The organism is Microcoleus sp. bin48.metabat.b7b8b9.023, from assembly GCF_013299185.1.
Taxonomy (GTDB): Bacteria; Cyanobacteriota; Cyanobacteriia; order Cyanobacteriales; family Microcoleaceae; genus Microcoleus.
Map to the genome: position 1 here is coordinate 33,949 of NZ_JAAFKG010000028.1, position 18,639 is coordinate 52,587.

Genomic DNA, 18,639 nt, shown 5'->3' on the forward strand with positions numbered 1-18,639 from the left:
GGGGATGGCTGATTAGATCTAAAATCTACAATCGGCAATCTCCAATCTAAAAAATCTCAAATCTCAAATCTCAAATCTCAAATCTCTAGGGTTTGTCCGGGTTCGGGTTCGAGTAGCTGGGTGGACAGTCCCGAATTGGCAAGTAAATCGCGAAATTCGGGGATGCTGCCGATCGACTTTACTAACATCGGTAAAATACCCGTGGCTCGGATATCTCCCGTCGTTGTAGGTACAAAAAACCGAGGTTTTAGGGTTTGGGCAAGTTTCAGGGCCTCAGCAGGGCCGATGATGATTTGTCCGAGGAAGGGGAAGATTTGACCGATGACGGGGGCGATGGCTACGTCTACGGTGTCTATTTTCTGTTTAACTTTTTCTAAGGGCGGCAGATGCGGTTCGTAATAAAGTGTTTCGCCGCTGTTTAAATCTTTGAGTAAATAGCCGTTTTCTTCTTGTCCGGGCTGGATTTCGGCTCCGGGTACGGCGGTGATTTGTAATATTTCTTTAAATTTAGACTCTTGCCAATTTGCTAAAGATGTGATATTGGTGTAGCCTAAACTGTTGAGGACTTTGGCGGCGGTGGGTGAGGCGATCGCGGGAATTGTCCGATCGAGCTTTTCGAGTGTTGGTCTGTGACAGTGGTCGTCTAAGCCTTGGGAAATGAGGATAAGATCGATCGGCGGTAAGGTACTGGGCGTAAAGGCGACAGGCGTATTGTGGTAGGCGGTGAACAGCCAGGGTTGACCGTAAAATACCAGGGGATCGACTAGCCAGGGATCGACTAAGATGGTTTGGCCTGCGATGTGGAAGATCCAGGAGTTGAGGTCGATACGGGTGAGTTTCATAAGTGTTTGCAATAATTATTTACATTTATTTTAATGATAACCTGTGTTGCGAAGATAACCGCCGAAGGTCATTCGGGTCTACACAAACTTTCGTCCGCGCAACGCGAGACAGGAAGATTCCGAAGAATAACTACGGCAGAAAAATGTTATAGTTCAGAATAATTGAATTATTAACGATGCAAGCTGGATCGAAATGGAAATCAACCAGAATCCGCTCGATTTTTTAACGATAAAAGTACAAGAAACTGTTGCTGAAACCCAAAACTTAGCGAACGAAATGGCTGCTAAAGTTCAAGAAAATGCAACTTTAGTAACGGCATGGGTACAATCGGCACCAAGTTCAATTGTGAGCGCAGGGGCGATCGCAACTGAAGCAGCTTTTCAAGTCGCCCACAACATCAGTTTTGAGAATCTGCCAAAAAATCTGCAATTCAAATTTGCTAGGGCTGGCGTGCGTGACGGAATGCGGAATGTGGAAGAAGCAGCAAAAGTATTTGAATCCATCCCCGCCCAAATTCGCGCCCAAGGCCCGGAAGCAATTCGCAACTTCTGTCAAGACAAAGATTGGAGTCACATCCAAGCCCACGTGAATGGAGGCGGAAGCGAAGCTGCTAACGGGATTTTTGAATATTTTTGGGTGAATCGCGCCCGTGGTGGTGCAGACATGACTGTCGAAGAATTAGCAGTCGCTAAACAAGTTTTAGCGGATGCTGCTTTTAAAGCAGCCGTTGCGGAAATTGTTGGGGCCGCAGTTAAAGGGGCGATCGCAGCAGCCGTAATTGAGTTAGTATTTTCGATCTTAGAAAACTCGCTATTGTGCGTCGAAGGCAAAATTACCCAGTCAGAATTAGTCGAAAAAGTCGCCGCCGCCACTGCTAAAGCTGGTATTGCTGGCGGTGCAATCACGGGAATTTTGTTAACACTTTGTATGATATTTCCCCCAATTGCTGGGGTTTTAGGTGCCGCAGCGGTGCCTTTGGCGGTTGCAGGTGTTGGTTTTATGGGAATTCGCGCCTGGGAAATTTTTTGTCATGGCGATCGACTATTTGGTATTACCCAACAAGCACAAAAATTTCTGGGAATGACTGAAGCGATCGTTGAAATCAAACCGCAACCATAAAATCTGATTAACGGTTCGTAGTGTGGACTTTAGTCCGCTCTCAAGCTGCGGACTAAAGTCCACACTACGAACAAATCTTATCGCAGTAGATCGACCGGACGTGAAATTACCTGAAAACTGCTGTAATTATGCCAGAAATTAAAAAATCAATGATACCAGTTGCAATGACGATCGCAGGATCTGATAGCGGCGGCGGGGCCGGGATTCAGGCGGATTTGCGAACGTTTGCATTTCACTGCGTGCACGGTACGAGCGCTCTGACTTGCGTGACAGCTCAAAATACTTTAGGGGTGACGCGGGTGGATGCTTTGTCTGCGGAGTCTGTAGCAGCTCAAATCCAGGCGGTAGTTGGAGATATTGGGGTGCAGGCAGCGAAGACTGGGATGCTGCTAAACCGGGAGATTATGGTGGCGGTGGCTGCACAGGTACAGAATTTAAATATAGGGAATTTGGTTGTCGATCCGGTGATGGTTTCGCGGGCGGGAGTTAAGTTGATTGACGAGGGTGCGATCGCATTTTTGCGCGATAATTTGATTCCTTTGGCGGCTGTCGTAACTCCGAATCGCTTTGAGGCTGAGATTTTGAGCTCAAGAGAGATTGTTTCTTTAGATGATATGCGATCGGCAGCGCAGGAGATTTATCGATCGGGCGCGAAAGCTGTTTTAGTCAAAGGTGGCGGGATGGCGGGAGATTTGCGAGGCATTGATGTTTGGTTTGACGGTACGCGGCTGGATGTGTTGAAAACTGAGACGGTTGATACTAGGAATACTCACGGGACTGGTTGCACGTTGAGTGCTGCGATCGCTGCTAATCTAGCATTAGGTAAAGATTTGTTTACAGCAGTGACATTAGCTAAGAATTATGTTACTACTGCTCTAAAATATGCTTTAGATATTGGGGAAGGGCAAGGGCCTGTGGGGCATTTTTTCCCGCTTTTGCGGAAGGAAGAAGTCAATAGTCAGTAGTCATTAGTCATCTCATTACCCAAAAGAAAGATCGCAATCAAATAGGTTCGTAGTGAGGACTTCAGTCCGCAAGAAGAAGGACTAAAGTCCTCACTACGAACCGTTGTTATTACTGGTACAGTTGTTGAATTGTCTGCTTTTAAGCTGGGGAATGCAGGATGTCGATCGCAAGAAAGTTTGATTTGGTGAGGGTTTGGGGGTTTTGGGCAGTGAAGGCGAGCGAGTCAGCGCAGGAAGTGACAGTTTGCTGTAACTGCGATCGCCAGGAATTCCCTATTGTTAAATCATCGAATTTAACAATAGCCCCATGGAACTCCTCAACTACTACTTTCAAACATCTACTTCCTTCCAACCCTTATTCTATCAGGTAAAATTTGTAATTTGGTATAAAATCCTCCACCGCGACAGCCAAACATTGGCACTGATAGCACTCCCAAATAAATTGTAAACTCTTCCCTTCTCTTTCTTCCTTCGCGTTCTTTGCGCCTTCGCGGTTCGTTTAATTTCTCAATTTCTCAGGCTCTAGAGCGATCGCCACCAAATCTTCAATCTTCTTAATATTCGGATCGCCAGCTAAATAGCCAATACCTCGATGCAAGTGCAGGCGAAACTGTTGGGCGAGAGTTTCCTTGGACGTACCCAAATTATCTTGATGACACCGCTGCTTGAGAGCAATTATCAGAATATCAGCCATGTCGCCGCCGAAAACATCCCAGCTTAACTCTACGTTGCTGTCGCTGGGAATCGGTACTGGGGATGGTATGCTGGGCTCGGCGAGCGATCGGCAAAATCCCCACCTGCACAGGACGTTCCACCGATCGATTTTAGTCGATCGTTTGAGTTTAGATAGTTGCTCTTTGGCTGTTTGAGAGAGGCAGATGCGATCGACTGGTGGTTCCATATTTTTAACCCTAGGTTGATAAGACTACTAATTGACTCAAACGCTTCATAATTCTGAGAACAGTGTACAAATCATTACCCCGTCTGCGAATATCAAAAGGGTCAGACAAAGCATATAGAGGTACTTCTGCCTTCACCAATTTAACAAATATGAAACTTCCTCCAGCATTAATCAGACCGTAGCTGGGTTTATCTGGGTAAGGGTTACATAGCATATAAGCAAGGATTTGTGCAAGTCCTTCTTCAATAGAAAATCCTGCTTTTTTGGATTCGATCACCATCACCCAGAATTGGTCTCTTAATACTAAGGTATCCATCTTTCCTCGGATGATAGTTCCCTCATCTTCGCTAACAATTTCTACAGATGTTTCCGCTTTTACATAAAATGGGGTCAAGTAAAAATCTCCGATAAAAAGCATCGGATCTAGTACAGACATCCGAATCACATTTTCTAGCAAAGGCGGGTAATTGAGCAAGTTAATATAACCTGCTTTTACTTTGTCTAGAAGTTGCTTGTCTAAGTCAGTCAGTTCGGGGAGGTTGTCTTGCCATTCGCGAAAAAATTGCTCATCTTCGACTAACTGAATGCCAAATTGATCGATTAGATCGCGGAGGTTTACGGCTTGTGCTTGTAGGATATTTACCATAGATTTTACCAAAAATAACCTTCTTCCACAGTGGTTTGGCGTTTGGCAGAGTCGTATTTCAGGATGTAGCTGTGGGCGATCGCCTCCAATTCTTGCAGCTTATCATATTCTAATTTGGTAATCTCTGTGTCCGTAGAAAGCAGGATAACTTGGTGGCTGGCTGAGGGGAAATACTTTTCAACTAGGTGGTTTCTGTGAGATGAGTCGAGGCGGCCCAGGGGAGTGTCGATCGCCACTGGTAACAATCTACCCGATACTCTGGCCAATCCCCACAAAAAGGCGATCGCCAGCAGTTGTTTTTCCCCAGCCGAAAGTCTGTGTTTGGGTACTGGTTTGCCTTCTGGATCGTAAATTGACAGGCTAAATGTGTCAGTGTCGATCGCAACTCTGTGCACTAAATCGGTTTTGTGCAGCAAATAGCGGAAACAGTCGGTAATTTCTACTTCGAGTTTGTTGAGTTTTTTGAGGGTGAGTTTTTCTTTGAACTGTTTCAGGGTAGCTTGGGCTTTGGCGATGGAGGCGATGACGTGTTGGCTGTTTCTGATGGTGATATATTCGCTGCTGTAGGTTTCCAGTTCTTTTTGGGTTTTGGCTAATTCTTTCTCTAATTCATCGATGCGGCGGTTGGCTGATTCCAAGTCGGCGGCTGCATCAGCAACTACTTGTTGAGCATTTTTCACTGCCAATTCTAGTTTCTCGTAGGCTTCGGGGGAAGCTGCACCTGCGATTTGTCTATCTGTGAAGTCGATTTCTGCTTCGATGTTTTTGATTTCTGCTATTTGTTCGGCGGTGGCGGTTTGCTGGGCTGGGATTTGGTAGCTAAGCAGGTTTTCTAGTTGCTGGATGCTATTTTCATCGGCGTTCATCCAGGGCGGAATGTCTGTTCCTGCTTGCTGTTCGAGTTCTTGGTCTTCTTGGCGGATAAAGTCTTGAATTTTATCTAGTTGTTGAGCATTTAATGAGATTTCGGCGATATAGTTCAGCAGGCGATCGCTTCTTTGTTTGATTACATTTTGAGCGATTTTTGCTTGCTGCTGGCTGGCTTCTGTTTCTGCTTGGGTTTTGGCTGCGGTTAGTAGGGAAGGAATTAGCGCTAGTGGTAGCGTATTTGAGGCTAATTCCATCATGGTTTTACGGGTTTTTTCTGCCTGATTTTTGTAGTCATCTAGTTGTCTGTCTAGTTGACTGCGATCGGCTGCTATTTTACCACCTTGATAAATAAATTTCTCGGATGCTTGTTGCTGATTTTTTTGAGCTTTCTCTAATTTGGTTTTAAAGCTGGCTTGTTTTTCTTTTGCATCGGCGGTTTTTTGAGTAATATCCTGAAAAGTTTGTTCGATTTTTTCTAAAGCGGCCAAGTCTTTTTTGTCCGCAATTGCTTTGCGTTTTCGACTAGCTAATATTTCTAAATCAACGGCGAGGCGTTCTGCTAATTCTAAACCTAAAAGAGATTTAATTGCCCCAACGACAAACTCGGGGGGGGTTTCAAGTTCTGCTAATTCTTTGACTTGTTCGCCATCAAACAGAAATAGGTTGGATATGCCGACTGGTAAAAGGGTTTCGATATATTCATCCCAGGTTTTAGTAATGGCTTTATCTGACCACCAATCATTGACTACTTCACTATATATGAGAATGCTTAAGTTATCTTTGGTGTCATTTTTTGTCCAGTATCTGACTATTTTGTATTGGGTTAATTTGTCGTCTTGGACTTGTTCAAATATTAATTCGACGCGGGTATCGTCTAATGGTGGAGTGTGGCGGTTGACTGATTGATTCAGAAAGTCGCTGTAGCTTAAATTTCCTCTGGTGGAACATTGGGCTCTGCCGCCGTAAAGGGCGAGGCGAATGCCGTCTATGAGGGTGGTTTTGCCGCCGCCATTCATGCCGCCAAATAGGACGATCGGGCAGGGATTTCCGTCTTTTTCGGGGCGGAGATTGATGGTTTGGATGCCTGCGTAGGGGCCGAAGTTTTTGAGGACGAGTTCGAGGAATTGCATTGTAGATGTAGATGTAGATGTTGTTGGTTGGTGGGATGAGAGTTGGTGGGTGCGATCGGGGTCGATCGGTGAGTCTCATAATCCGACAGGGATTGAAATCCCTGTCTCATAGCGAAAGTCCTCTTAAAGAGGACTGAAGTCGGCGATCGTTTGATTTGGTTCTTCAGTCGGTTTTAACCGACTTTCGCTATGAGACGGGGATTTCAATCCCCGGCGGACTGCGGGTAAAACCGATCGCCCGTAAGAGTCCGGATAGCAGGAGATGCCAAAAATCGGGGAGTCTGCCAATATTTTTCAATTAATTCTCTGGTGAATTTGGGTGCCACCGGGTGGGTGAATCGTCTTGATGAGTCATTTGTTCGAGATGTGAGTTTGTGGTTTTTTGCAAGTGATGTTCCTTTTGATTAATAACATAAGCGACTGCTTGTTCGAGTTGTCTTTGTCCTAAAGAAAATACTCCGTATCCCTCTTGCCACGCAAATTTATTGGAATTTTGTAAAGTTTGATTGAGATAACGGCTGCTACTACCTTTAATATTTTTAACGAATTCAGCGATCGATTGTGTCGGAGGAATAGAAACTATTAAATGGATGTGATTTTCTGTGCCGCCGATCGCATGGAGGATGCAATTGAGAGTGTCTGCTTTGCCGATGATATAAGAGTAAAGTTCTGTTTCTTTTGCGGGAGATATGAGAGGCTGTCGCTCTTTTGTTGCCCAAACTAAATGATAGTACAGCCGCCACATTGCCATAAGCATTTTTCCTTTTTTTAGGTAGATATCAGCGAATACTCAAAGTTCGATCGGGGGCGATCGGGGTCAATCGCGCTTTTTGTCAGTCCGACAGTCCGACAGGGATTGAAATCCCTGTCTCATAGCGAAAGTCCTCTTAAAGAGGACTGAAGTCGGTAATTGTGGAATTTGGCCCTTCAGTCGGTTTTAACCGACTTTCGCTATGAGACGGGGATTTCAATCCCCGGCGGACTTGTAAGTAAGCCCGATCGCCAATTATCGAATTGAGCTATTCAGTCGGTTTTAACCGACTTTCGCTATGAGACGGGGATTTCAATTCCCGGCGGGTTTGTGGATAAGCCCGATCGCCAATTATCGACATTATCCTAATTTTTCCTCTTTTCCCCCTCCGATATCTGGAGTTGAATATTTGATATCCGCCCAAGATAACTGCTTGTCTTCGTTGCTGCTGCTTTCAAGTTCTTGTTTGAGTTTGGCAATATCGACGGTATCGGATTTTGCGGAAGTGTTAGTTTGGGCGATCGCATTTTTGACTTGCTGAATATTCAGGGCCGGATTTGCCTTGACATCTTCCACCGCTTTTTTGAGATTCCGTTGATAGTGGGCGTTGCTAATGGCTTCTTCCTGCGATCGCGAACTGGTTTCAAAACATTTGTCCAAATCGGCGTAAATGCCTGTACGGCGGGGTTTGGTGTAGTATTGGCGTTCCGTATCCAGGAGTTTTGCCATCAATTCCAAGTGCATTTTGTCCTCGCACATTTCTTCGAGTACAGTCCATTCATCGCTACCGAGGAGTTTTCTTTCGGCGGCGGGGCGGGAATCTTCAAAGGGTTCCCCCGTGACTTCTTGATAAATACGGGGCAAACTGTCATCAAATTCGTGCTTTTGTTCCAGCCAAATGCGGCGGATTTCGCTAAGTTCTTCCGGGGTAATTAAGGTGATGTCGCGCATTTCTAAGGGGGCGGTTTTGCGGATGTGGGTTTGTGCTTCCAAGACTCGTCTCAGCCAGTGTTCTCGCCAGAATTTGGTGTAGGGCCCTGGAATGGGTTCGACGGAGGTTGTGTCGTCGCCCATGTTGCGTTCAAACAGTTCTACTCTACCGTAGATGCGACGGAAGTCTCTTTTTGGGCGATCGTCTTTAATGTCTAATTCGTTGCGAATATCAAGTAGAGGCTGCATCCATTCTTTCTCTTCATCATTCAAGATCATTGCCTGCATAGACTTATCTTGGTCTACCATTGTACAAACCCAGCAGCCAAATCGAGAGTCTCCACAACTTGGGGTAGAAGTATCAACAACTAGAGGGCATTCATTATCTGCTGTTGCACCACGATACATGGTAAACAAGTCTTTATTGTCACCTCCCCAAGGGTTAGGATACTGCATTAGATAAAGCCAAACTTCATCATCACGCCAATCTTCAACAGGAGTGTAGATTAGAGAGTTAATCAAACGAGAATTAGGACTCAATCGATCGCGCAATCTACCTACTTCATGCTTTTTCATTGTTGCAGCGCGTTTGCTGCTTTCAGCCTTGCGAGTACCTAAGACAACAATAGTTTCACCGTGGGATCTCACCATTTCGCGTATAAAATCGTTAACAGGTTGAATTTTCATGCGATCGGTACACCACCGAAATCCATTTCGAGGTGCTGGATAGCCTTTGCCAATTAAGCATACCCAGAATGTTTCTTGAACGGAAGGATGAAGCAGATGGGGTTCTACAGGCATTTTTTGCTGGTTAGCTGCTAGCTTGACCTGTTTAATGCAATTGCGAACCCAGGTAGAAATAATCGGATTTTCTACCAGCGTATCTGTTGAAATTAAATGAATTGTTTTTGTGCGTTTTTCTAGTGGCAGTGCTGCGATCGCATTCCATATTAACTGCAATACTGCGCTCGAATCTTTTCCAAAAGATACGCCTAAAACCCAGGGAATTTCATCGCTACAATACAAATCCTGAATTTCTTGAGTTAACTTTTCTACATCATCCACTAACTGCTTAACGCTGCGCGGTGGGAATAGTTGAATCTGTTGAGCTTGTGTCATTTTACTAATCTCCCCTTGCCAAGGAGCAACAGTTGTGCTGTGAATTCCACCCGGTGACGCAACATAATTGTTTGCCCTCGATCGTTGAGCTTTGAGCATAATAGTCTGCTTGACTACTATAACCCGTGATGATTTACAATTAAATATTAACCTTTAAATTAATTTACAAGCTATGGCTAATGACAGCTCGAATCAGCCAGAACTCAACCCGCGACTAGATGAATTCCTTGAGCCGTACTTCGCCAGATACCACCGTCAGAAGTGCTATCCGGGCTTAATCTTTCAGCATGGAAAGCGAAAAATGGTACAATTCAACGTGCCTGCTGATGATTTGCCTACTCTCCTTCAAGCAAAACCTTCTACAAATAACGAGCCTGAGTCTGGCAAAAATCGTCCAGAGATTAAGGGCCATGCTGAGGAAGTCAAGGAGTACATTCTCAAGCGCGTTAAAAAAGACCAACCCTGGATTGTGGGTACACTCACTGCAAATGTCGATCCAGAAAAGATTGAAATTATCGAACTAAGTCGGGGAATTTGCTTAGTAGTTATCCCTCGTGGTGTTAAGTTAGATATTACCGATGGACAGCACCGCAAGCGAGCGATTCACGAATTGATTGAGAGTGCTAACGGCGAGTTAATAGGAGATAATGATTTCCCAATTACGCTTGTTTTAGAAGGCAACTTTAATCAGTGTCAAAGAGACTTTAGAGATATGGCGCAAACAAAAGCGCTGGATAAATCGTTACTCTTGTCCTTTGGCGAAATGGAAGGTAGAATAGGTATTTCCAAACAGTTAATTGAACAAGTGCCAATTTTTAAGGGCAAAACAGAGAAAGTTAAAGGTTCTCCATCCTCTAAAGAAAAGCGAATATATACAATGAATTATGTAGCCAAGGCTGTCAGTTGCGCTTTTGCTAACGATCCCAATAACGAGCTGAAAGATTACGATCTATCAGAATGCTCGGCAGCTATAATTAGTTGCCTCAATCAATTATTTACTGAATGCAGTCTAACTCAATACATTTATGAGACAGAATCTGATGATTTGACAGTTGATGAAATTGATGACTTTAAAGAAAATTGTTTACTGGGCAGAAGTGTGGGAATAGAAATATTAGGAAAGTTACTCTACTGCACTTATGATGCTGATAGCTATTGCTTCGATCCAGAACGAGTATCAGAACTTGCTCAGCTTGATTGGTCAAGAAAAAGCCATCTTTGGGAGGGAAATGTGGTTTTGTCGGACAATAAGCCAAATAATCTTGTCCGTAACTATAGAATAACAGCTAGTGTTAATGCTGTAAAAATGGCAGTCAACAAAGTAAAAGCCCATCTAGAATGGATTTAAGCCATATTATCCGCCTGGATTGTGGCACGCGCGCCCCGCCCGCGATCCATCTGCGGTTTCCAAACCCAGGCGCTTTCTCAAATAATCAGTCATCCAAGTAACACTCGCCCTCGATCGCGAAATCCCCCCTTTCGCCAAAATCCCACCCTCCCAATCAGGATTAGAAAACGACCAATCAACCTCGCGCAAAGCAGTTAAACGTTCCTCCCAACGATCGGGAAAAACCGATCGCAAACTCGCCCCAACTTCGCCCAAACTCTCCAGCACAACACTGTGACAGTGCACGCAATTCCGGCGGATTTCCCCCGCCGCCACTTGCTTGTGCAGCACTAATTGCCAATCTGGAATAAAACTGCAAACCGCATTCCAATAACTAACCGCCAGTTCTATTTTTTGAGCGAGTTCTTCCTCTTTTTCCTGTTTTGTGGCGCGGTAACGAGAGGGTTTCGCGTGTTTGTTTGCCTCAATATGACGCAGCAAAGCCATGATAGCACGGTCGATCGCACTTAGCGCAAACAATTTGGGCGATCGCCCGTTCAAACTCCCCTTCTCCATCTCCGTCAAACAGCGGAACACCTCAACCTGCTTAACAACCGCTTTTACAACCAAAGCCCGATCGCCCCGGTGGTTGTAAAGTACACTTAGCGACGACTCCAAAGGAACTTGAAAATTGTTCAAATCGGCAAACTTTTGCTGCGATTTTTCCAACCCAATATCAAGAAACAAAATCAGCGCCACCGTCTCGTATCCCAACTGCGGATTTTCCCTCAAAGCCATCTCAAAAGCCGCGCGCCGGTGCTGTCCGTCATTAATAGTAAACTTAGCATCCATCGGCACTCGCAAACGACCGATTTTTCGTTCTTCGGCTTCGTTTCCCACCGCTTCAAAAGTAATATCCGCATCGATTGAAGCAGCGATCGCCCCACAAGTATAATTCCCAGAACTTTTGACAAAATAATCAGCAATTTCAGGAATCCGAGTTTGATTCAGCGTGCGTTTTGCCCGCATTTCCGGTGGCAAATCTTCTGATTCTAAGGGGAACAATTTCGGTAAAAAACGCACAGGACACATCGACACGTAATATTCACGGCCCGCTTGAATGCCCCGAATTACCGGCAAAATGTATTCAAAAGAAGGAGTAGACATAATTTAGAATTGGGAATTGGGCATCGGGAATGGGAATTAACATTTATTGACTTTTTGTCTGGCTTGTGGTATGTGTCCGGGCTATCGCAAGATAAGTTAAGTATTTCACAAATATTTTTAAAAAACAACTGTTGACATAAAATTTAACTCATGATATTTTTGAAAAAATACCCAAATAATATAAAAACTACCAATGACTACCAAGCCAGCGGATGACCTCGCTAACCAATTTTTGGAAAAAGAAAATCGCGAAAGACAACAAATCGCACTGTTATTAGATAATTATTTAGGAAAGGACGATCGCATTTTCGTCCAAAAAACCCAGATGGGAAACAGCGAAGCCTACATCGGTTCAGTCACCCTAGAATGGTTGGACTCCCGCGTCCGCTTCGCCTCGCAAATGCCGCTTTTCCGGCAAAAGTTCGACCTCCAAACTAACAACATCGTCCGCGACGACGAAACCATTGACGAAATTATCCAGCGCCCCTTAGATTGGTCGCGCCAAGCAGCCCTCACTCAATATTTAGCAGCCAGAAAATCCCACAAATTCCCCGCAGTTTTAGTAGTTGTCAGTCCCCCGTGGGTAGACAATCCTCACGCCCAAGAATGGGATGAAAACGGCGTCGCGACTAAATCCGCGGCTGAATTCATATCCTTTGATAAAAATGGGAATTTAGGGCTGTTGGATGTCTCTCAAAAAGTCTCGATTTTTGCCTTAGACGGTCAGCACCGGCTGATGGGAGTTCAAGGTTTAATGAGTTTAATTAAAACCGGAATTCTGCAAAGATACAACAAAAACAAAAAACCTGTCGGCGATGCAATTACTCTCGAAGATTTAGCCCAAGAGTATCAAATTGACCCCGAAACAGTGTATAAATTAGCTCACGAAAAAATCGGAATTGAGTTTGTCCCGGCGGCTGTGGCGGGGGAAACCCGACAGCAAGCACAGCGGCGAGTGCGATCGATCTTTGTGCACGTTAACCTGATGGCGGTAACTCTGAGTCAGGGACAGCTAGCATTATTGAACGAAGATAATGGATTTGCCATCTGCGCCCGCAAAATTGCCGTCACCCATCCCTTATTAAAAGAACAAGATGATAGAAACCCCCGCGTTAATTGGGATAGTGCGACAGTCGCAGCCAAATCAACTGTGTTAACCACATTGCAAGCGCTGCAAGATATGGCCGGGCGGTATTTAGAACACAAATTCCCGCATTGGAAGCCGGAAAGAAAAGGTTTAATTCCCATGCGTCCGGAAGATGAAGAACTGAAAGAGGGAATAGAAGAGTTTCATAAATTGTTCGATCATTTAGCAACTTTGCCCAGCTATCAAAGAATTGAAAGCAGCGAAGAAACAGCAGAATTGCGCCGATTTAGTTTTGAGAAGCCTGGTGGCGAGGGCAATATTTTGTTTCGTCCAGTCGGTCAAATTGCTTTAGCTAATGCTTTGGGAATTCTAGTATTTAGAAAGAAATTGTCGCTGACATCTGTTTTCGACAAACTCCGCAGGTATGATGTGGATGAAGGATTTAGCTACATGGAGAATCCTGAGTCTGCGTGGTACGGGATTTTGTACGATCCGAATAAAAAGCGAATGCTAGTTTCTGGAAGGGATTTAGCCACGAAGTTAATTGTATATTTGGTTGCGGGAATTGAGGACGATATGGATCGGGCTCATTTGCGGCAAGCGGTGGCCCAAGCGAGGACTTTTGAGGATAAAGCTGTTAGTTTTAATAGCAGGTTTGTGCATCCAAAAGAGGTGGGATTGCCGCCCGTGCTGAGCTAAATTATGATAATCGGTAGTTCAGGTGTCAATACCACGCCAAAGTTCTGCATACTAATTCATTGTAACAAAATTAGTTCCGCTGCTACGGGTAAATGATCGGATTCTGTTGCTTCTAAAACAGAACTCGATTTAGCACCCCAATGCTTTGAATGCCAAATATAATCAATGCGGCAAACCGGATAAGTTAAGTGCAAGTTAATTCTTTTCGCAAAGAAACCGCGAGGCCAGGTAAAACCAAACCCAAACCCAGATTTTAGGAAAGCATCTTGCAAAACTTTCTGCACGCTGTAGTAGTCTTGAGATTCGTCTGTCATGTTAAAATCGCCCGCGACAATTACTGGCAAAGTTTCTTGCTGAATTCGCTCTACTAAATCTTGAATTTCGGGAAAGCGTTGTTTGTATTTGTAAACAGGAATTTTTAGAAAAGGCCATATTTTATAGATTTTAACCCACGGGCCGGTTGCTTGCATATTGTAAATGACTATCTCTTGCTGCTTGAAATTAACAATTGCCCGCTGCTGCGTTTCTGGATGATCGGCTAAGTGCAATATTTCGCTGGATGAAATCGGATACTTACTGAGAATTCCTACAGGCGGAGTGTCTACTTGATAGGGATAGTTTGTTTTTAACACATTAAAAACTCTTTTCCTATGCGGGCGAACAGTTTCTTGTAAAAATACAATATCCGGTTGTTCTCGCTCGATTAGTTTAACTAGAGTTGGCGACTTAGTTGTATACCAACCGACGTTATGCGATAATATTTTGAGGCTGGGATGGGAATTGGCGATGCTTGTTGTTGATTCGGGGGAAAAGTATTTGAGATGCAGCCAGCTTAGGAGTAGAATGCAGGCAATTGATGAAATAATAGAGAACCAGCGGTTTTTGATAATTGAAAATGCTAGTATGGGTAAAAATAAAATTGGCAATAAAATTAAGGGACTGAAAGTGCCAATAAAAGCAACAATCCACAGCCGATCCCAAAAGATTAGTCTGAGAATGAAGTAGCCGATAATGAAGGCTGAGTAGCTGTAAGCGAAAAAAATTACAGCTTGTTTGAAGTATCTATGAATCATAATTATAGTTAATTCAGAATAAGAACTTGCTTAAATCGAATTCTTCATTTGACCGATGTTTATTGTCCCTTTCAGAAATTAAGAACAACAAAAGGCGATCGGTATAATCGGCGGCACCCCGAAATTCTTCTCGCAAAATTTCCAAGCCACCGTTAGCATATTCTTCAAAAATTTGCAAGCGTTCTGCCTCTGATTTTTCGTCGAGATGGGAGAGAATTTGCGGATTTTTGGTTTCGCCGATCGCAATTAGCTTAATTGCCATATCGTAGCCCCTCGATACAAAAATATCAACATCGATTGAACCGGGTTCGCGTTTGGAAATTTCCCCTAAGGGCGATCGTTTTTTCCGCTTATTTCCTAAGGAGGCGGCGAAGGCGATGACATCGGCGTAAGTCTGGAAAGGCCCGGTTTTGTTGTCGGATAAAGTTAAGGATTTAACTAAATCGGCTTTGTCTTTAGCAATTCTAATTCTGTTGGCAGCCATTTGGTAATTGGAATTGGTAACTGTCAACTGTCAATTGTCAACTGTCAACTGTCAACTGTCAACTGTCAACTGTCAACTGTTTAGAATGTCCGCAACAGCATGATTTTTTGTGCAAAACCGCCCCTGTTTTCCCGGCGCTTGGCTTGTGCGTTTAAAATGCGATCGCCCGAAATGCCATAACTCAGCATCAGCGCATCTATCACCTCATACAAATCAGCCAATTCAGCCACCAACTCGTCCCCGTAAGCCTCCGCCACTTCCCCAGCTTCCTCAATCAATTTCTGTCGCAAAGCTTGACAGTATTCGGCATCTGACAAAACAGCAGTTTCGCATTCATTCCCGCTTTCGCGAATAATGTCAGGAATGCGATCGCGCACCAACTTATAATACTTTTTTTCCATATCAAACTTCCTTCAACCTTGACTAAAATTTTGAATCAACCAGCGATTAATTTCTCCATCATCTTGAGTTTGACTTTGATTCAAAGCTTCCTCAACTAACGCGATTTCTAGCCCAGGTAAAACCCGCGACTGTTGAATTCGGCCACTACCTCCGCCATTAATCGCAAAGGCAAAAACTTCCCGCGTGTTTGCACGTTCAACCCAATATTCGCTAATTCCTGCGTCTTCATAAAGCAACCGCTTGTTACCCAAATCATCACTAAAAGAAGATGCGCCAATTTCTATTACCAAATTAGGCGGATCGTATTCATTCAAATTAACAGGTGAATTGCTGTCATTAGGAGGAACCCTCAAATCCGAACCGATGTAGTAAGCTAGATCGGGTTGAAACTCACGAATACCTGTTTTGCGGAAACTGGCATTAGCAAATTGAACTACTCGGATATTTCTAAATGCAGCAAACAGAATAACTACATACGGGATAATTGAATTGTGACGCCCGTGCAATGGCCCGACTGGTGATATTTCTACCCTCACGTATTGTTCGTAATAATAAAATTTGCCTTTTTCCCACGTTGAGTCATCAGCAAACGCCAGAAACTCTTCCCAAGTTGCTTTTGTCCAAATATCCGTTTCCAAAACCTGTGTAATTGCCGAACTAGAAGCCATAATCTACCTCTACAATTTTTGTATATTCAAATTCGTCGGGACTGCGCTTAACTAAAGCATAGCGCGTCCCTCCCAGGTAGATCGAATCTTCTTGACAATCAGCTTTAGGAGAATTGTACTCCAGCACGTATTCCTTACCGATCGCACTTTCCATCTCTTGGGCTACTTCTCCGCGCCACTGAGTTTTTGTTACCAAAACTATGAGTTGATTTGCTAACTTTGGCAGTTTATTCGCAATTTGTTTGCGATAAATTTCGTCTAAACTGCCAAAGGGAGAATCCATGACAATGGGAAACGTACTGCTATCCGGGCCCATCAAAGTATTTTTTTGACTCCACTCGCGCACGCCCTCAATAATCCCGCCGATAAACGACAAGCTGAGGATTTGATTTTCTCCGGTAGAAGCGGCGACTAGAGATTCTTTTCCTGAGGTGTTTTCTACTAGGGTTAGTTCGTATTTATCGCTCAATTTGGGGATGTAAGGAGTAAAAGAAATTTGACTGAAAATATCTTGCACTCGCTTTTCTAAATGAGAACAAAACTGTTTTTCTAAACGCGATCGCACTTCTGTCAGGCGATCGATCGCATCCTGAGACGCAGCAATCCGGCGCTGGGCCAACACTTGCTTTTCCTCATTCAGTTGCTGCTTGTCGATTTGCTTGTCCAAAGCCACTATCTGGGCAGTCAAACTCTCAATCTGCTGCTGGTTAGAGCCTGTTTCTCGGTGCAAATCGCCAATTTTTGCCTCAATCTCATCCAAGCGCTTTTGCAAGCGGCTGACATCGCCGTTAGGGAAGTTTTTTAGCTTGGTGTGAATGTCGTCTAACTGGCTTTCCACGCGAGAAAGTTCGGATCTACCGCGACTGATATTGCTTTGTTGGCGATCGATTTCGTCCCAAAAATCAGCTATTTGGCGATCGATCTCATTTATGCGATCGCTAATTCGGATCGTAGTTTCTTCCACATCCCCAGCACCGGCTTTATTCATCCAACCCGTGACATTTTTGCAAGCTTCTGAACCCTCCACCAATTGGGCACCGCAGATACACCGCTGCTGTACTAATAACTGTTCCAAAAATGGCCGTTGAATCCCCGAAAGCAACTCGCCTTTTTCCCGCAAATCAGCGATCAGCGTTTCAAATTCAGCCGCCACATCCGACATAAATATCGTATAACCGCGCACAGAGATTTCTCTTTTTATAGCATCTAAATGGGTAGCATTTTGTTGTTTAAGCAAAGTTTGCTGCATTTCTAATTCATTCCGCAATTTTTGCAACTCAGCAGAACCACTGAGTTCCAGCAAACTAGCATTTACTACTTTTTTTAATTCACCTTGGTTGGTCAATTCTTTCTCAACTTCTACTTGCTTTTGTAAAAGTTTATCTTTTTCTTCTTGAAGCTTTTGCTTTTCTTTTAAAAGTTTCTTGATTTCGGAACCGCCAATCGTTTTTAAATCATTTTCTAGAGACTTTTTGGCTTCTCCCAAATGTCGGATAGATCGACTCAATACCTCTACTCCCAGCAATTCCTTTGTAGCTTCAGCAATTTCTTCTTTCTTGTCGTGACGGACAATTTGCTCGATTCGTTCTCCATCAAAAAAGAAATATTGATGCAGACTTTCCGGCAAAATCCGCCCGATAATATCGTCTGGATGCTGCGCCGACGGCATCCAGCGCCCGTCATCTTTTGATATTTGCAAGAATAATTCGTTCTTGCCATGTTCTACATTATTTTCACCTTTATAAACGCGGCAAGCACGTCTTACTTTATAGTGACTTGTGTCATGTTCAAAAATAATCTCTACCCAACAATCTACTTTTTTGCCAGATTTGGCTTCCGCAAGGGCGCGTTTATTGACTAATTGTTCTCCCACCGCAAAAGCTGCGCTGAATTTTTCATACAGCACCCAAGTAAAGCCGTTCATTAAAGCTGTTTTTCCGGCGCCGTTATTGCCATGAATTACCGTGATGTTTTGTTCGCCCCAAGCTAGCTTGATTTCGGGAGTTTGGCCGTAAAATTGCCGAAAATTGCACAGAACAATTGACATTAATTTCATAGAACCGCTTCCTTAATTATTTTCAAAATGTCATCGCTAATATAGCGGGGAACTCTCATATATAGTTTATCTTTTTCCAGTTCCAATACGCGCTCGATAATTTGTCTGACTTCCGGCGGCGCGGTGGTAATTGGTTGCTGTACGTCGCTCAAGTCTTTGTCAGTATGATAGCTGGAACGCTTTTCTGCTAAAATAGCGATCGGTACGGGTGCGATCGCACTATCTCCATATCTAAAAGCCCTAACCAGATTTTCAGTCATAAGTAGAAGAAGGAAGTTCGGCAACGGATTCTGTAACGGATGTAACGGATGTAACGGATGTAACGGATTCAGTCCGATGGAAGAAGGAAGTTGGGCAACGGATTCGCTCAACCGATGTAACGGATGTAACGGATTCAGTCCG

General features: G+C 44.1%; 19 protein-coding genes. 4 read left to right on the forward strand and 15 right to left on the reverse strand.

The window, feature by feature from the left end:
- Positions 1-77 precede the first annotated feature (77 nt).
- Positions 78-842: an MBL fold metallo-hydrolase gene (locus QZW82_RS16785; protein WP_293150098.1), complete on the reverse strand. Its 765-nt coding sequence runs from the start codon at positions 840-842 to the stop codon at positions 78-80.
- 193 nt (positions 843-1,035) lie between these two features.
- On the opposite strand from QZW82_RS16785, the gene QZW82_RS16790 reads away from it, so the two are divergent.
- Together QZW82_RS16790 and thiD are read left to right on the forward strand one after the other, a co-directional pair.
- Positions 1,036-1,962: a hypothetical protein gene (locus tag QZW82_RS16790; RefSeq protein WP_293150100.1), complete on the forward strand. Its 927-nt coding sequence runs from the start codon at positions 1,036-1,038 to the stop codon at positions 1,960-1,962.
- A gap of 149 nt (positions 1,963-2,111) precedes the next feature.
- Positions 2,112-2,927 carry a bifunctional hydroxymethylpyrimidine kinase/phosphomethylpyrimidine kinase gene (thiD, locus tag QZW82_RS16795; RefSeq protein WP_293150102.1) on the forward strand — a complete coding sequence of 272 codons (816 nt, stop codon included), beginning with the start codon at positions 2,112-2,114 and terminating at the stop codon, positions 2,925-2,927.
- A gap of 139 nt (positions 2,928-3,066) precedes the next feature.
- On the opposite strand, the gene QZW82_RS16800 is transcribed toward thiD, so the two are convergent.
- The 7 genes from QZW82_RS16800 to dndC all read right to left on the reverse strand — a co-directional run bounded on the left by QZW82_RS16800 (position 3,067) and on the right by dndC (position 9,274).
- Positions 3,067-3,261, reverse strand: coding sequence for a hypothetical protein (locus tag QZW82_RS16800; protein ID WP_293150104.1), 195 nt, complete (start codon positions 3,259-3,261; stop codon positions 3,067-3,069).
- A gap of 165 nt (positions 3,262-3,426) precedes the next feature.
- The gene (gene dndE / locus QZW82_RS16805) at positions 3,427-3,828 is read right to left on the reverse strand and encodes a DNA sulfur modification protein DndE (protein ID WP_293150106.1); all 402 of its coding nucleotides are present in this window, start codon (positions 3,826-3,828) and stop codon (positions 3,427-3,429) included.
- 10 nt (positions 3,829-3,838) lie between these two features.
- Positions 3,839-4,474: a restriction endonuclease subunit R gene (locus QZW82_RS16810; protein WP_293150108.1), complete on the reverse strand. Its 636-nt coding sequence runs from the start codon at positions 4,472-4,474 to the stop codon at positions 3,839-3,841.
- 5 nt (positions 4,475-4,479) lie between these two features.
- Positions 4,480-6,474 (reverse strand): DNA sulfur modification protein DndD, encoded by a 1,995-nt coding sequence (gene dndD, locus QZW82_RS16815; protein WP_293150110.1) that lies wholly within the window; start codon positions 6,472-6,474, stop codon positions 4,480-4,482.
- A gap of 123 nt (positions 6,475-6,597) precedes the next feature.
- Complete coding sequence (locus tag QZW82_RS16820; protein ID WP_293150112.1) at positions 6,598-6,762, reverse strand: hypothetical protein; 165 nt, start codon at positions 6,760-6,762, stop codon at positions 6,598-6,600.
- 10 nt (positions 6,763-6,772) lie between these two features.
- Positions 6,773-7,225, reverse strand: a complete 453-nt coding sequence (gene tnpA / locus QZW82_RS16825; RefSeq protein WP_293150114.1) for an IS200/IS605 family transposase — start codon at positions 7,223-7,225, stop codon at positions 6,773-6,775.
- A gap of 360 nt (positions 7,226-7,585) precedes the next feature.
- Positions 7,586-9,274 (reverse strand): DNA phosphorothioation system sulfurtransferase DndC, encoded by a 1,689-nt coding sequence (gene dndC, locus QZW82_RS16830; RefSeq protein ID WP_293150194.1) that lies wholly within the window; start codon positions 9,272-9,274, stop codon positions 7,586-7,588.
- Positions 9,275-9,446: 172 nt separating this feature from the next.
- Between dndC and QZW82_RS16835 the strand changes: the two genes are divergently transcribed.
- Complete coding sequence (locus tag QZW82_RS16835) at positions 9,447-10,622, forward strand: DNA sulfur modification protein DndB (RefSeq protein ID WP_293150116.1); 1,176 nt, start codon at positions 9,447-9,449, stop codon at positions 10,620-10,622.
- Positions 10,623-10,628: 6 nt separating this feature from the next.
- Here QZW82_RS16835 and dndB read toward each other — a convergent pair whose 3' ends face one another.
- Complete coding sequence (gene dndB, locus QZW82_RS16840; RefSeq protein ID WP_293150118.1) at positions 10,629-11,768, reverse strand: DNA sulfur modification protein DndB; 1,140 nt, start codon at positions 11,766-11,768, stop codon at positions 10,629-10,631.
- A gap of 193 nt (positions 11,769-11,961) precedes the next feature.
- Between dndB and QZW82_RS16845 the strand changes: the two genes are divergently transcribed.
- Entirely contained in the window at positions 11,962-13,554 is a 1,593-nt protein-coding gene (locus tag QZW82_RS16845; RefSeq protein WP_293150120.1) for a DGQHR domain-containing protein, read from the forward strand.
- A gap of 56 nt (positions 13,555-13,610) precedes the next feature.
- Here QZW82_RS16845 and QZW82_RS16850 read toward each other — a convergent pair whose 3' ends face one another.
- The 6 genes from QZW82_RS16850 to QZW82_RS16875 all read right to left on the reverse strand — a co-directional run bounded on the left by QZW82_RS16850 (position 13,611) and on the right by QZW82_RS16875 (position 18,497).
- A complete protein-coding gene (locus tag QZW82_RS16850; protein WP_293150122.1) occupies positions 13,611-14,627 on the reverse strand; it encodes an endonuclease/exonuclease/phosphatase family protein in 1,017 nt (338 codons plus the stop codon).
- Between the two features lie 13 nt (positions 14,628-14,640).
- Complete coding sequence (locus QZW82_RS16855; RefSeq protein WP_293150124.1) at positions 14,641-15,111, reverse strand: DNA phosphorothioation-associated protein 4; 471 nt, start codon at positions 15,109-15,111, stop codon at positions 14,641-14,643.
- Positions 15,112-15,191: 80 nt separating this feature from the next.
- Entirely contained in the window at positions 15,192-15,512 is a 321-nt protein-coding gene (locus QZW82_RS16860) for a nucleoside triphosphate pyrophosphohydrolase (RefSeq protein ID WP_293150126.1), read from the reverse strand.
- Between the two features lie 12 nt (positions 15,513-15,524).
- Positions 15,525-16,181 (reverse strand): Uma2 family endonuclease, encoded by a 657-nt coding sequence (locus tag QZW82_RS16865; protein WP_293150128.1) that lies wholly within the window; start codon positions 16,179-16,181, stop codon positions 15,525-15,527.
- Complete coding sequence (locus tag QZW82_RS16870) at positions 16,171-18,237, reverse strand: AAA family ATPase (RefSeq protein ID WP_293150130.1); 2,067 nt, start codon at positions 18,235-18,237, stop codon at positions 16,171-16,173. Before QZW82_RS16870 ends, QZW82_RS16865 begins: the two co-directional genes overlap by 11 nt.
- On the reverse strand, positions 18,234-18,497 hold the full coding sequence (locus tag QZW82_RS16875) for a hypothetical protein (RefSeq protein ID WP_293150132.1): 264 nt from the start codon (positions 18,495-18,497) through the stop codon (positions 18,234-18,236). The genes QZW82_RS16870 and QZW82_RS16875 overlap by 4 nt, the downstream gene beginning before the upstream one ends.
- Positions 18,498-18,639 lie beyond the last annotated feature (142 nt).